We start from the raw sequence: 13,421 nt of genomic DNA, 5'->3' as shown, positions 1-13,421 counted from the left end.
TGGTTGTTATTCGGCTTCGGCCGGGGTTTCCGCAGGCTCGGCGGGTGCTTCCGAAGCGGGTTCCGGGGCGGCTTCCGCGGCGGGCTCGGCAGCGGCCTCGGAAGCTGCTGGCCCCGCCGGTCCCTCTGCGGCCTTCTTCTCTTGCAACGCGGCCGCGAGCCGGGCGACCTGCGACGCCGGGGCGTTGAACAGCCCGGCCGCCTTGGCGAGGTTGCCCTTCATCGCGCCGGCCAGCTTGGCCAGCAGCACCTCGCGCGACTCGAGGTCGGCGATGCGCTCGACTTCGGCGACCGTCAGCGCGCGGCCGTCCATGTAGCCACCCTTGATGACCAGCGCCTTGTGCTCCTTGGCGAAGGTCTTGATGGCCTTGGCGGCGTCGACCGGCTCCCCGGTGATGAACGCGATGGCCGTCGGGCCGGCGAAGAGCTCGTCGAGGCCGTCGACCCCGGCTTCCGACGCAGCCCGCTTGACCAGCGTGTTCTTGGCCACCGAGTACGTGGCCGACGCGCCCAGCGAGCGCCGCAGCTCGGCCAGGTTGGCGACCGTCAGGCCGCGGTACTCGGTGACCAGGGCAGCGGTCGATTCCTTGAACTGCTCGGCGATGTCCGCAACGGCGGTGGCCTTGTCAGCCCTGGCCATGCCTACCTCCTGAAGTGAAGTCATGCGACGTGTCGTCTCGATTCCCCCGAAAACGACGAACGCCCCGGCGCAGGAAACGGCCGGGGCGTACAAACACGCCGGCGCGAGCCGGCGTCATGCCTCGTCCTCCTGCGTGGGCCGCCGGGATACTCCCGGACCTTCGACCGATTGCTCGGTGACCGACGGTCTTCGGTGGAACGGCTAACACAATAGCGTGGCCTGCGCGGTCAGCCAAAACGGCGACCCCGGACGCCGGCTCAGATGACCGCGCGGGTGACGCCGAGGGTCAGCAGGACGAACACCGCCAGCAGCAGGGCCACCCGCAGCCGGTGCAGCCGATCCCACCGGGCCGCGAGGTCACGCGAGAGCTCACCGGCGGCCGGCCACTTGGCGATGCGGTTGTTGATCGGCACCAGCAGCGTGACCGTCAGCAGCACGACCAACACCATCAGGGCGCCGGCGGCACCGTACAGCCAGTCGCGCGCCGCGCCCCGCTCCTTGATGGCCAGCGCCACCAACAGCAACAGGCTCAGCGCGTACCAGAACGGCATCGTCGTGCCCAGCGATCGGGCGGCGCCGACGCGGGCCGCACGGAAGGCGTCGTCGGGCAGCCGCACGATGAGCGGGTGGAAGAACACCGCGACCGCCAGCTCCACGCCCACCAGCAGGCCGGTGATCACGACCGCGAGCGCGTCGATGCTGTGGTTCATGCCAGTCAGCGTAGAAAGCCGGGCGCGGCGTGCGGCGCGTCAGCCCAGGGCCGCGAGGCGGGCCGCGCCGATCAGGCCGGCCGCACCGCCGAGCTCGCCGGGCACCACCCGCAGCCCGGACAGGAAGTCCAGCCCCGCGTAGTCGGCCAGCTTCGCCCGCAGGGGGTCGAAGAGCAGCGGCCCGGATTTGGACACCCCTCCCCCGATCACGACGAGGTCCAGATCGCAGACCGCGCCGACCGAGGCGATCATCGCGGCGAGCGCGTTCGCCGATCGGTGAAAGGCCCGGCGGGCCACCGGGTCTCCGGCCGCCGCCGCGACGGCCAGGTCCCTGGCGCCCGCGCCGGGCGGCGCCGCCCACCCGTTGTCGCGCGCCCAGCGCACCATCCACGGCCCGGACGCCACCGTCTCCACGCAGCCGCGGCCGCCGCACGTGCACGGCGGCCCGTCCAGTTCGACGACGATGTGCCCGACGTGGCCGGCGTTGCCGGTGCGCCCGGCGTAGGGGACGCCGTCGAGCACCAGACCGCCGCCCACCCCGGTGGAGACCACCATGCCCAGCAGGAACCGGGCGTCCGGCCCCGCGCTGCGGCCCGCCCCGATCCAGTGCTCGCCCAACGCCATACACAGGCCGTCGCCGCCCAGCACCACCGGCACCCCGGGCACCGCGGCGGCGACCCTGTCGCGCAGCGGGAAACGGTCCCAGCCCGCGATGTTGATCGGGCTGACCGATCCGGTGTGCAGGTCGATCGGCCCGGCCGAGGCGATGCCGACGGCGGTGATCGGGACGTCGGCCGCGCGCACCGCGTCGGCGATCATCGCCTCGACGACGGCCCACACGTCGCCGGCGGCGGTCGTGACCGGGGTGGGGCGGATCGCGCTGTGCACCAGCGCGCCGGCCGAATCGACCAGTGCGGCGGCGATTTTGGTGCCGCCGATGTCCAGGCAGAGGGTTGGCATGGTCTCAGTGCCGGTGGGTGTTGTCGGGTTGGCGGGGGTCGCCGGGATGCTCGTAGCCGGGCGCGAGCCGCACCAGCTCGGCGCGGCGGGCGTGCAGCCACAGCCGGAAGGCGCGCCGCCGGGCGGCGCCGCGCAGCTGCTCGGCGATCGCCGATCGCACCTCGGCCAGCGGTGGAGCGGCCAACGCCGTTGTGCGCCAGCCGTTTTCACCCGGCTGTGCCGCGGCGAAGCGCAGCGGGTTGCGGGCGTGATAGGCAGCCACCTCGTCGTCGGTGACGTGCACGTCGGCGGTGACGTCGGCGAACAGCGCCCGGGCGTGCGGGTCGGCCAGTACGGCCGCGGCGATGCTGCCGATCTCCAGCCGTGCGGTCACGTCGGGCAGCAGCTCCGCCTCGGTCGGGGCTTCGCGCGGGTCCAGCCCGCGCGCGTCCGCCTCGGCGGCGACCACCCGCCTGGTCACGATGAGCTGGGTCAGCCAGCGTCGCAGTTGGCGGCCCTCGCGGGTGCCCGCGGCCGGCAGTGCGCCCGCTCCCCGCCCCGCGCGCAGCCGCGTTTCGGCCGCGTCGACCTCCGCGCACGACACGGGGATGCCGACGACGGTCGCGACAGGGTGGCCGCTCATGTCACCGTCACCCGGACCGCGGGCGAGTAGACCAGCCGCCCGGCGCAGCCGATGCGCACCAGCGCCCACCATTGCCCGGGTTCCAGCCAGGCCGGCGGGGTCACCCGGAAGCCGAGGCCGACGGTGCCGCCGGCGGGCAGGACCGCGCCGAGGGCGGCGGGTCCCATCCATTCCCACGTGCCCCAGGGGCTGATCAGATGCGCCTCGAGCGCCAAATCGGCCCGGGCGTGGGTGCCGACGGTGACGGTCACCTCACCCGCTTCGCCGGGCCGCAGCGTGACCTCGCGCGGCCCGTCGGCGAGGTAGACCAGCCCGCCCGGGTCGACCGCCGCGCCGCCCACCGCGACCACGCACACGTCCTCGACCGCTTGCCGCCAGGGGGCGGGGATGTGTTCGCCGGTGAGGCGCAGCCGTGCCCGGACGGGGTAGAGGCCCGGTTCTGCCGTCGGCGGGATCGACACCACCACGTCGGCCTCCAGGTGGCCGCCGCTGCACAGGGTGAAGGGCAGCTCGGCGGGCGTGGCCGACCAGCCGTCCGGGCACGCGAGGGCGACCCCGCCGCGCAGCGTGGCGTCGCTGCAGTCGCTGGCCGCGGTCAGACGCACCGACACGTCGCGGCCGGGCTGCGCGCTGACCAGCGACGGGTGCAGGTGGGCGACCGCGGGCAGGCCCCCGAGCGGCGCGGGCCCGCGGTTGTGCAGCCAATAGCGGGCGTAGAGCGGCTGGGCGGCCTCGGCGTTCGGCGCCAGGGCGGCGGCGTCCGCGAGCGTCGCGGGCAGGTCGAACCGGGCCAGCACGGTCGCCACCTGGTAGCCGTGCAGGTCGACCGAATCCAGCCGCCCCTCGGGAGCCTCCAGGAGGTCGGCGGCCCGCAGGTCGCTGATCGCCGCGACGTCCGAGCTAAGCGTCACCCGCGCGCCCGCCCCGGTCGTCTCCACCAACCGCAGGGCGACCGAGTGCGGGTCGACCGGCGCGGCGCGGCCCGCGGTCAGCGGATCGCCGGCCGCCTTGAGGGCCGCCAGGTGGACCTCGGCGGCGGGCTCGACGCGCAGCAGCGCGCCGGCCGGCGGCAGCGCACCGGGCCGCCGGCCCCCGGCGACGGCGAGCAGCGGCTGCGCGAACTGCGCGCTGCGGGTGGGGATGTCCGCGCGCCGCCAGTCGCCGTCGCCGCTGACCAACGCGTAGTCGAAATCGTGGGTCCAGTGCTGCAGCTGGAAGTTGGAGCCGTCCGGCGCGGTGCGGCGGGGGTCGTCGATCCAGATGCCCGACGGCCAGCCGGTGCACGAGCGCATCAGCGCGGTGTGCAGGGTGCCCTCGGTGTCGACGGCGAAGCTGGGCACCCCGCGGTTGAGCAGGGCGACGGTGCGGTCCTCGAACGCCTCCGTTCCCGACGCGGGCCGCTGCGCGACGATCTCGGCGTCACCGAGATCGTCGGCCAGCGCGGCGATCTCCGCGCGCAGGTCCTCGTCGGCGCGGCCGTCGACGACCAGCACCGGCAGCGCCCGCAGTCCACGCAGGTCGGCGCCGGGCACCCACACCGCGGCCAGCGGCGTCTCGGCCGGCACCCAGACCCGGGCCCGGCCGGTCGCCGCCAGCTGGCGGTCGAGTTCCCGGGCGTACACCGCATCGGCGTGGGCCAGCACCGCCTCGGTGAAGGCGTTGCGGTCCGGCCCGCCCAGCGCGATCCGCACGTCGGGCAGGTTGGAATCCACCTCCAGGTGGCCGTAGCGGGGCTTGTCCGCGGCGCTGCAGGTGGCCGTGACTCCGGCGCGGACCAGCGCCACCATCAGCGCGCGCGCCAGCGGCCCGGACACCGCCTCCGCCGGAGACACCACCTCGGCGACCGAGATCGCCCGCACCCCGGCCCCCGACACCCGGACCCGGGCGGCCGAGGACAGGCCGAACCAGCCGTACGCCGGGTTGTCCAGGGCCCACAGGTGCCGGGCGGTGTCCACCGCGCGCGGCCCGTCGTGCAGCAGCGCGAAACCGCGGCCGACGACGGCGTCGCCGACTTCGCTGACCGGCATGGCGCCCGGCACCGGGCACGGCCAGCGCAGCCGCACCAGCTGATCGGCGCCGGTGAAGTCGTCGATGGTGGTGCGGCAGTCCACCCGCGCGACGCCCCGCCACAGCGTCAGGGTCTGGGTGTAGCGCAGCAGCGTGCCGATCCGACCGCGGACCACCACCCGCTCACCGAGGGGTCCGCGAAAGGCCCGCACCCGCGCCGGCGATTCCGACGAGCACACCACCGGCCCCTTGGGCAGCAGGTGCCACGGTCCCTCGCCCTGCGTGGGGTGCGACGGGTATTCCTCGTAGACGGCGAGCTCGTTGCCCACCCGGCCCTCGGCGATCAGCTCGCGGCCCCCTTGGCAGACAAGTCGATCAGCGAGGCGACGGCCCCGCCGCGGGCCTTGTCGACCTCGAGCCGGTAGTGCTCGTTGGCGATCACCGATCCGGGCACCGCCGCCCAGCCGGCCGCTTGGTCGGCGGGTGCCAGCCGGTAGGCCCGCCAGCCCAGCGACCCGACATCGCGGGCCAGCCAGGTGACCGAGCTCCCGTCGTGCTCGACCAGCGCGGGCAGTTCGGCGCCGTCGGCGTCCAGCACCCGCACGCCCGCGGGCAGCGGCGGATCGATGCGCGCGGTGACGAGATCGGTGCGTGGGTGCGCCAGGGGGTTCCACACGACGACGTCGCCCTCGATCGCCCCGGACAGCAGCGCCAGCGAGGCGTCCCGGGCCGTGCGGCCCAGCTCCCACGCGTCGCGCCAGCCGGTCAACAGGTCGAGGTAGACCTGGTCGGATTCCGACCCGGTGATCGCGTCGTGGTGCGCGCCGTAGGCCAGCTGCACCCACGCCTTGGCCAGGGCCGCATGCGGGTAGTCGGCGCCGGTCGCCAGGGCCGCGAACACCGCGAACCGCTCGGCCGCCAGCACGGCGTTCTCGGCGGCCCGGTTGGCTTGTTTGGTGTCGATGTAGGACACGTCCTTGCCGGTGTAGATCGGGTTCATGTCCCGGGTCTGCGGCGACGGCTCACACCCGCGCTGCGCCAGCTCGGCGCGCACCGCCGCGAAGAACTCGCACGGCAGCGCGCACACGAATCGCGGCCAGGTGTAGCGGGCGGCCCAGTCGCGATGGATCGCGGTGACCCATGTGTTGGGCGGCGTGTAGTCGGTGCCGACGGGCAGCAGCACGTTGCGGGTCAGCGCCACCGTTTTGAGCTGATCGAACAGCTCGTACGTGGCGTCGGAGGCCTCGCGCAGCGTGGTCGCGGAGTCCATCCACCACCCCGCCGAGTAATGCGCGGGCATGTAGTGGGTGAGCAGGCCGCGGCCCGACGGCGAGATCCACTCGAACTCGCTGCAGAACTGCATGCCGCCCAGTCCGCCGTCGCTGTGCATCGGGCCCCACTGGTGGTGCGGTCCCCGGGCCCACGAACTCGACGTCAGGCCGGCGTCGGCGGCCAGGCCCGGGAACTGCGGGTCGTGGCCGAACACGTCCAGCTGCCACGCGGTCGCCGGGTCGGCACCCAGGACGTGGCGCTGAAAACCCATGCCGTGCACCAGGTTCCGGATGGTCGTTTCCGGACTGGTGAGATTGGTGTTCGGTTCGTTGTAGGTGCCGCCCAGCACCTCGACACGGCCCTGCGCGATGAACCGGCGCAGGTCGGCGCGGTCCTCGGGGCGGGTGTCCCAGTACGGCTTGAGGTAGTCCACCTCGGCGAGCACGAACTTGTACTCGGGCTCGCGGCGGGCCATCTCCAGGTGGGCGTGCACGAGCTCGAAGCCGTTGGTCTGCCGGGCCCGCCCCGGCGGATCCTCGGTCCATTCGCTGGTGTAGGCGCCCTGGGTGTTCCACCACACCGGGTCGTAGTGGAAGTGACTGACCATGAACATGGTCCAGCCGGGCTCGGCGACCGTGAACTCGAACGGCAGGTCCGCGCGCCCGGCGCGCACCCGCGCGGACCGTCGCTCGCCGACCACCGGACGGTCCAGGGTGACGGGGACCTCGACGAGCTCGTCGCCGATATCGGCGACCGCCTCCCCGGTCAGGCCGTCCCCGTCGATGCGGACCCGCGTCGGCTCGCCCACCCCGGCGACGGTGACGCGCGCCAGCTGCAGCGGGGCTTCCGGCGGCCCGACGAAAAGCTCCGTCGACTCCGCCGAAACCAGCTGCATCCCCGCACTTTACGGCGGCGCGGCCAACCGAGAAACCCGTCGCCTGACCGCGAACCCGTCGCATTGGTGGAAAGCTCGGTGCCATGGCAGATCTGAGCGCCCAACTGGCCGACCAACTCGACTGGCACTGGCGCAACCAGCTGCGCCCTCGCCTGGGCGGCCTGACCGACGACGAGTACTTCTGGCAGCCGGTGCCCCACTGCTGGACGGTGCACCCGGACGGGTCGATCGACTTCGCGTTCCCGGCGCCCAGCCCGGCACCGTTCACCACGATCGCGTGGCGCATGGCACACGTGATTGTCGGGGTGTTCGCGATGCGTGCCCATCACCATTTCGGTGGACCGTCCGCCGATTACCAGAGTTGGAACTACGCCACCACCGCCGCCACCGCCCTGCGGCAACTGGACGAGACGTACGCGGTGTGGATCAACGGTGTACGGTCGCTGTCCGCCGCCGACCTGACCCGCCGCTGCGGCGCGGCCGAAGGGCCGTACGCCGACTACCCGCTGAGCGCGCTGGTCTTGCACATCAATCGGGAAGCGATCCACCATGGCGCCGAAATCGCTTGCCTGCGCGACCTTTACGTTCACAACAGGATGGATTGACAATGCCCGCCCTCGCACCACCGGTGTCCGATGAACGCAGCGCCCTGCGCGAATTCCTGGCGTTCCACCAAAGCGCGTACTTCGCCGTCAGCTACGGCCTCACCGACGAACAGGCCCGCTCCACGCCGTCGGCCAGCGCGCTGTCGATCGGCGGGCTGGTCAAGCACGCCACGGGGATGCAGCACAGCTGGATGACCCGCGTCGCCGCCGCGCCCGACGCGCCGCCGAAGGACACCCGTCCGTTCGAGCAGATCAGCAAGGAGTTCGCCGACCAGCATGTGATGGGTCCCGACGAGACGCTGGACGGGCTGCTGCGGGCGTTCGAGGCGCAGAACGCGACGTCGCTGCGGCTGGTCGAGACCGCGGACCTCGACGCCGCGGTGCCCGTGCCGCGCGACATCCCCTGGTTCCCCAAGGACCAGCGGGCGTGGTCGGTGCGCTGGGTGATCCTGCACGTGATCAACGAGCTGGCGCGGCACGCCGGTCACGCCGACATCGTCCGGGAGACGATCGACGGCGCGACCATGTACGAGCTGATCGCCGGGCACGAAGGCTGGGCGATCGAGGGGTGGGTGCAGCCGTGGCGAGGCGGGCACCGGCACCAGTAGAGATTGGGACTTGCCAGCACCGGTTTGGCAGACTGCTGGAATGAGTTCTACCAAGCATCGAGAGGTGGCCAAGCTCGACCGGGTGCCGTTGCCGGTCGAAGCGGCCCGGGTAGCGGTGACCGGTTGGCAGGTCACCCGCTCCGCCGCTCGCATCGTCACCAAGCTGCCCGGCAGGGGTCCGTGGCAGCAGAAGGTGATCAGGCAGCTCCCCCAGACCTTCGCCGACCTGGGACCGACGTACGTCAAGTTCGGGCAGATCATCGCGTCGAGCCCGGGGGCGTTCGGCGAATCGCTGTCCCGGGAGTTCCGCGGCCTGCTGGACCGGGTGCCGCCCGCCGACCCCGGCGAGGTGCACAAGCTGTTCATCGAGGAGCTCGGCGCCGACCCGTCCGAGCTGTTCGCCAGCTGGGACGAGGAACCGTTCGCGTCGGCGTCGATCGCCCAGGTGCACTACGCGACCCTGCACAGCGGCGAGCAGGTCGTCGTCAAGATCCAGCGGCCGGGCATTCGCCGCCGGGTCGCCGCCGACCTGCAGATCCTCAAGCGCTTCGCCCAGGCCGTCGAGGTGGCCAAGCTCGGCCGCCGGCTGTCCGCGCAGGACGTCGTGGCCGACTTCTCCGACAACCTGGCCGAGGAGCTCAATTTCCGGCTGGAGGCGCAGTCGATGGAGGCGTGGGTCTCGCACCTGCACGCCTCCCCGCTGGGCCGCAACATCCGGGTGCCGCAGGTGTACTGGGACTTCACCAGCGACCGGGTGCTCACCATGGAGCGGGTGTCCGGCATCCGCATCGACGACGTCGCCGCCATCCGCAAGGCCGGGTTCGACGGCGTCGAGCTGGTGAAGGCGCTGCTGTTCTCGCTGTTCGAAGGTGGGCTGCGGCACGGGCTGTTCCACGGCGACCTGCACGCGGGCAACCTCTACGTCGACGATCAGGGCCGGATCGTGTTCTTCGACTTCGGGATCATGGGCCGCATCGATCCCCGCACCCGGTGGCTGCTGCGCGAATTGGTGTACGCGCTGCTGGTCAAGAAGGACCATGCCGCGGCGGGCAAGATCGTGGTGCTGATGGGGGCCGTCGGCACCATGAAGCCCGAGGCCCAGGCCGCCAAGGATCTGGAAAAGTTCGCCACCCCGCTGACCATGCAGACGCTGGGCGACATGTCCTACGCCGACATCGGCCGGCAGCTGTCGGCGCTGGCCGACGCCTACGACGTCAAGCTGCCCCGCGAGCTGGTGCTGATCGGCAAGCAGTTCCTCTACGTCGAGCGGTACATGAAGCTGCTGGCGCCGAAGTGGCAGATGATGTCGGATCCGCAATTGACGGGGTATTTCGCGAACTTCATGGTCGAAGTCAGCCGCGAGCACTCCTCGGACGTCGAGGTATAGGCGTGCAGGTCCGCACGGGATACGCCATATCAGGCGACCTGAAGCTGTACTACGAGGACATGGGCGACGTCGACGACCCGCCCGTCCTGCTGATCATGGGGCTGGGGGCCCAGCTGCTGCTGTGGCGAACCGCGTTCTGCCAAAAGCTGATCGACCAAGGGCTGCGCGTCATCCGGTACGACAATCGAGACGTCGGCCTGTCCAGCAAGACCCAGTACGGCAGCTCGGGACAGCCGCTGGCGACGCGGTTGGTCCGGTCCTGGCTCGGTCTGCCCAGCCGGGCGGTGTACAAGCTCGAGGACATGGCCGACGACGCCGCGGCCGTGCTCGATCATCTGGGCATCGAACGCGCCCACATCGTCGGGGCGTCGATGGGCGGCATGATCGCCCAGATCTTCGCCGCGCGATTCCGCGAGCGGACCCAATCCCTGGCGATCATCTTCTCCAGCAACAACGCGGCCCTGTTGCCGCCGCCGGCCCCGCGTGCGCTGCTGGCCCTGCTGAAGGGGCCGCCGCCGAACTCGCCGCGCGAGGTGATCGTCGACAACGCCGTGCGGGTCGGCAAGATCATCGGCAGCCCGCGCTACCGGGTGCCCGACGAGCAGGCCCGCGCCGAGGCCGCCGAGGGGTACGACCGCAATTACTACCCGCAGGGCGTGGCGCGGCACTTCGCCGCGGTGCTGGGCAGCGGCAGCCTGCGGCGCTACAACCACGGCACCGTCGCTCCGACCGTGGTGATCCACGGCCGGGCGGACAAGCTGATGCGGCCCTTCGGTGGCCGCGCGGTGGCCCGGGCCATCGACGGCGCCCGATTGGTGTTATTCGACGGGATGGGTCATGATCTGCCACAGCAGTTGTGGGATCAGGTGATCGGCGTGCTGACTAACAATTTCGCCAGGGCGTGTTGAGCCAAAAGGCATTCCGCAGAAACATTTCCCCGCATTTTCAGTCCATGCCGCAGGGTTGTACGGTTGTCGAAGGAGGGTGGGTGTCGCAATGGTGAAGCTGGAGCCGTATTACGAAGAGTCGCAGGCTACCTACGACATTTCGGACGACTTCTTCGCGTTGTTCCTCGACCCAAACATGGTCTACACCTGCGCGTATTTCAAAGACGACGACATGACCTTGGAACAGGCGCAGCTGGCCAAGCTGGACCTGGGGCTGGACAAGCTGAACCTCGAGCCGGGCATGACGGTGCTCGACGTCGGGTGCGGCTGGGGCGGGGCCGTGGTCCGGGCGCTGGAGAAATACGACGTCAATGTCATCGGCATCACGCTCAGCCGCAACCATTACACGCGCACCAAGGCGCGGCTGGCCGCGATCCCGACGACGCGGCGCGCCGAGGCTCGGCTGCAGGGGTGGGAAGAATTCGACGAGCACGTCGACCGGATTATCAGCTTCGAGGCCTTCGACGCGTTCAAAAAGGAACGCTGGCCCGCGTTCTGGGACTGGGCATATGAAACCCTCCCCAACGACAGCCGGATGCTGATGCACAGCATCTTCACCTACCCGCAATCGCACTGGAAGGAAGTCGGCATCAAGATCACGATGTCGGATCTGCGCTTCCTGCACTTCCTCGGCAAGGAGATCTTTCCCGGCGGGCAGATGTGCGGCGAAGCCGACATCGTCGACCTTTCGCGAGCCAGTGGTTTCGGCCTCGAGCAGACGCAATACCTGCAGTCGCACTACGCCCGGACGCTGGACACCTGGGCGGCCAACCTGGAGGCCAACCGCGACCGCGCGATCGCCATCCAGTCCGAAGAGGTCTACGACCGCTTCATGCGCTACCTGACGGGCTGCGCGAACCTTTTCCGCAAAGGCATCTCGAACGTGGCCCAGTACACGCTCACCAAGTAGCGTCAGCGCAAAAAGTAGAGTTCGATGCCGCGGTCGGGCCCGCGACGCGCACTCGCACCCTTCGGAAACGACGCCTCGACGTTGGGTATCGTTGCTGGTCACACCGGACCCCTCGACGCGCGTGTAAGCAGAGGCATCCCACGTCATCCAGGAGAACAGGACGATAATGGCTGAGCAAACGACTGGCCCGACGAAGACGCGGACGCGCTCGGAAGACATTCAGGCGCATTACGACGTCTCCGACGATTTCTTCGGCCTGTTCCAGGACCCGTCACGGATCTACAGTTGCGCCTACTTCGAGCGCGACGACATGTCCCTGGAAGAGGCGCAGTACGCGAAGATCGACCTCAACCTCGACAAGCTGGACCTCAAGCCCGGCATGACCCTGCTCGACATCGGCTGCGGGTGGGGCACCACCATGAAGCGCGCCGTCGAGCGGTTCGACGTCAACGTCATCGGCCTGACGCTGTCCAAGAACCAGCACGCCCGCGCCGAGGCGTTGCTCGGCTCCATCGACAGCAACCGCTCGCGGGAGGTGCGCCTGCAGAACTGGGAGGACTTCTCCGAGCCCGTCGACCGCATCGTGTCGATCGAGGCCTTCGAGCACTTCGGCCACGAGAACTACGACGACTTCTTCAAGCGGACCTACGACATCATGCCCGACGACGGCCGCATGACCGTCCAGAGCAGCGTCAGCTACCACCCGTACGACCTGGCCGCGCGCGGCAAGAAGCTGAGCTTCGAGACGGCGCGGTTCATCAAGTTCATCGTCACCGAGATCTTCCCCGGCGGCCGGCTGCCCTCCACCCAGATGATGGTCGACCACGGCGAGAAGGCCGGTTTTGTTGTGCCCGAACCGCTTTCGTTGCGGCCGCACTACATCAAGACCCTGCACATCTGGGGTGACACGCTCGAGTCGAACCGGGACAAGGCCATCGAGGTCACCTCCGAAGAGGTCTACAACCGCTACATCAAGTACCTGCGCGGCTGCGAGCACTACTTCACCGAGGAGATGCTCGACGTCAGCCTGGTGACCTACCTCAAGCCGGGCGCGGCCGCCTGAATTTCTGCGGCGCCTGTCGGATTGGCGCTGCGCGGTTCGTCGAGTAGGTAGAGAGTGGAGCAGACGGCTTCGCTCACTACCGGAGGTGACGACCATGCAGTACTTCGCCTTGTTGATCAGCAAGGAACAGGACCGTGCGCCCGACGATGCCGCCGCCGCGATGGCCGCCTGGGAGAACTTTCACGCCAAGGCCGGGCCGGCGATCAAGGCCGGTGACGCCCTGGCGCCCGCCGCGTCCGCCGTGGCCATTTCCGGCGGCCCGGACGCGCCGACGGTCACCGACGGTCCCTTCGCGGAATCCGCCGAAGTGGCTTGCGGCTATTACGTGTTCGAGGCCGAAAACCTCGACGAGGCGCTGGCGCTGGCGCGCGACGTCCCGGTGGCCGAGTTCGGGGCGGTGGAGCTGTGGCCGGTGGTCCACGCCGTCGAGCCGTCCCGCGCGCTCACCGGCAACGACTGGCTCGCGCTGCTGCTCGAGCCCGCCGAATCCGCGCACACACCGGGCACGCCGGAGTGGGAGGCGGTGGCGGCCAAGCACGTCGAGCTGCACGCCGCGGCCGGCGATCACGTGATCGGCGGCGCCGCGCTGCACGACCGGTCCACGGCGACGACCGTGCGGGTGCGCGACGGCGAGGTCCTCATCACCGACGGGCCGTACGTGGAGGGCGCCGAAATCGCCACCGGCATCTACCTGTTGAGCGCCGCCGATCGTGACGAGGCGGTCAAGATCGCCTCGATGATCCCCGCCTCGTCCGTGCAGCTGCGCCAGTTGGCGGGCGTCTCCGGCCTGTAGCCA

Annotated in this window: 11 protein-coding genes and 1 pseudogene; 7 read left to right on the top strand and 5 right to left on the bottom strand. The window is 70.6% G+C overall.

Translation table 11 applies throughout. The features are described 5' to 3' along the window. Positions 1 to 6: 6 nt before the first annotated feature. From rplJ to QGN31_RS03650, 5 genes and pseudogenes are all read right to left on the bottom strand, one after another. Positions 7 to 639, bottom strand: coding sequence for a 50S ribosomal protein L10 (gene rplJ / locus QGN31_RS03670; protein WP_014381143.1), 633 nt, complete (start codon positions 637 to 639; stop codon positions 7 to 9). A 257-nt stretch (positions 640 to 896) separates the two neighbouring features. Next, positions 897 to 1,349, bottom strand: a complete 453-nt coding sequence (locus QGN31_RS03665; protein ID WP_008260890.1) for an anthrone oxygenase family protein — start codon at positions 1,347 to 1,349, stop codon at positions 897 to 899. A 39-nt stretch (positions 1,350 to 1,388) separates the two neighbouring features. Then, on the bottom strand, positions 1,389 to 2,309 hold the full coding sequence (locus QGN31_RS03660; RefSeq protein ID WP_014942924.1) for an ROK family protein: 921 nt from the start codon (positions 2,307 to 2,309) through the stop codon (positions 1,389 to 1,391). 4 nt (positions 2,310 to 2,313) lie between these two features. Further along, positions 2,314 to 2,931: a DUF7158 domain-containing protein gene (locus tag QGN31_RS03655; protein WP_014942925.1), complete on the bottom strand. Its 618-nt coding sequence runs from the start codon at positions 2,929 to 2,931 to the stop codon at positions 2,314 to 2,316. Next, positions 2,928 to 7,105, bottom strand: a pseudogene (locus QGN31_RS03650) (NEW3 domain-containing protein). The gene QGN31_RS03655 and the pseudogene QGN31_RS03650 overlap by 4 nt, the downstream one beginning before the upstream one ends. 83 nt (positions 7,106 to 7,188) lie before the next feature. Between QGN31_RS03650 and QGN31_RS03645 the strand changes: the two are divergent. From QGN31_RS03645 to QGN31_RS03615, 7 genes are all read left to right on the top strand, one after another. Next, complete coding sequence (locus QGN31_RS03645; RefSeq protein WP_008260895.1) at positions 7,189 to 7,710, top strand: DinB family protein; 522 nt, start codon at positions 7,189 to 7,191, stop codon at positions 7,708 to 7,710. A gap of 23 nt (positions 7,711 to 7,733) precedes the next feature. Continuing rightward, the gene (locus QGN31_RS03640) at positions 7,734 to 8,318 is read left to right on the top strand and encodes a DinB family protein (protein WP_014381146.1); all 585 of its coding nucleotides are present in this window, start codon (positions 7,734 to 7,736) and stop codon (positions 8,316 to 8,318) included. Positions 8,319 to 8,358: 40 nt separating this feature from the next. Then, positions 8,359 to 9,705 (top strand): ABC1 kinase family protein, encoded by a 1,347-nt coding sequence (locus QGN31_RS03635; RefSeq protein WP_020823622.1) that lies wholly within the window; start codon positions 8,359 to 8,361, stop codon positions 9,703 to 9,705. Between the two features lie 59 nt (positions 9,706 to 9,764). After that, positions 9,765 to 10,613 carry an alpha/beta fold hydrolase gene (locus tag QGN31_RS03630; protein ID WP_263646913.1) on the top strand — a complete coding sequence of 283 codons (849 nt, stop codon included), beginning with the start codon at positions 9,765 to 9,767 and terminating at the stop codon, positions 10,611 to 10,613. Positions 10,614 to 10,701: 88 nt separating this feature from the next. Continuing rightward, positions 10,702 to 11,562, top strand: a complete 861-nt coding sequence (locus QGN31_RS03625) for a cyclopropane mycolic acid synthase family methyltransferase (protein WP_008260900.1) — start codon at positions 10,702 to 10,704, stop codon at positions 11,560 to 11,562. A 166-nt stretch (positions 11,563 to 11,728) separates the two neighbouring features. Continuing rightward, the gene (gene mmaA4 / locus QGN31_RS03620; protein WP_014942926.1) at positions 11,729 to 12,625 is read left to right on the top strand and encodes a hydroxymycolate synthase MmaA4; all 897 of its coding nucleotides are present in this window, start codon (positions 11,729 to 11,731) and stop codon (positions 12,623 to 12,625) included. Between the two features lie 94 nt (positions 12,626 to 12,719). Beyond that, entirely contained in the window at positions 12,720 to 13,418 is a 699-nt protein-coding gene (locus tag QGN31_RS03615; RefSeq protein ID WP_008260902.1) for a YciI family protein, read from the top strand. Positions 13,419 to 13,421: the final 3 nt, after the last annotated feature.

It is taken from the genome of Mycobacterium sp. 2-64 (assembly GCF_035918375.1).
GTDB lineage: Bacteria > Actinomycetota > Actinomycetes > Mycobacteriales > Mycobacteriaceae > Mycobacterium > Mycobacterium intracellulare.
This window is presented reverse-complemented; position numbering and strand designations above follow the sequence as displayed.

Excerpts from the sequence above, each read along its gene's own strand:
- QGN31_RS03645 (WP_008260895.1), top strand. The coding sequence starts at position 7,189 with ATGGCAGATCTGAGCGCCCAACTGGCCGACCAACTCGACTGGCACTGG.
- QGN31_RS03665 (WP_008260890.1), bottom strand. The coding sequence starts at position 1,349 with ATGAACCACAGCATCGACGCGCTCGCGGTCGTGATCACCGGCCTGCTG.
- mmaA4 (WP_014942926.1), top strand. The coding sequence starts at position 11,729 with ATGGCTGAGCAAACGACTGGCCCGACGAAGACGCGGACGCGCTCGGAA.
- QGN31_RS03660 (WP_014942924.1), bottom strand. The coding sequence starts at position 2,309 with ATGCCAACCCTCTGCCTGGACATCGGCGGCACCAAAATCGCCGCCGCA.
- QGN31_RS03630 (WP_263646913.1), top strand. The coding sequence starts at position 9,765 with ATGGGCGACGTCGACGACCCGCCCGTCCTGCTGATCATGGGGCTGGGG.
- QGN31_RS03655 (WP_014942925.1), bottom strand. The coding sequence starts at position 2,931 with ATGAGCGGCCACCCTGTCGCGACCGTCGTCGGCATCCCCGTGTCGTGC.
- QGN31_RS03635 (WP_020823622.1), top strand. The coding sequence starts at position 8,359 with ATGAGTTCTACCAAGCATCGAGAGGTGGCCAAGCTCGACCGGGTGCCG.
- QGN31_RS03615 (WP_008260902.1), top strand. The coding sequence starts at position 12,720 with ATGCAGTACTTCGCCTTGTTGATCAGCAAGGAACAGGACCGTGCGCCC.
- QGN31_RS03625 (WP_008260900.1), top strand. The coding sequence starts at position 10,702 with ATGGTGAAGCTGGAGCCGTATTACGAAGAGTCGCAGGCTACCTACGAC.
- rplJ (WP_014381143.1), bottom strand. The coding sequence starts at position 639 with ATGGCCAGGGCTGACAAGGCCACCGCCGTTGCGGACATCGCCGAGCAG.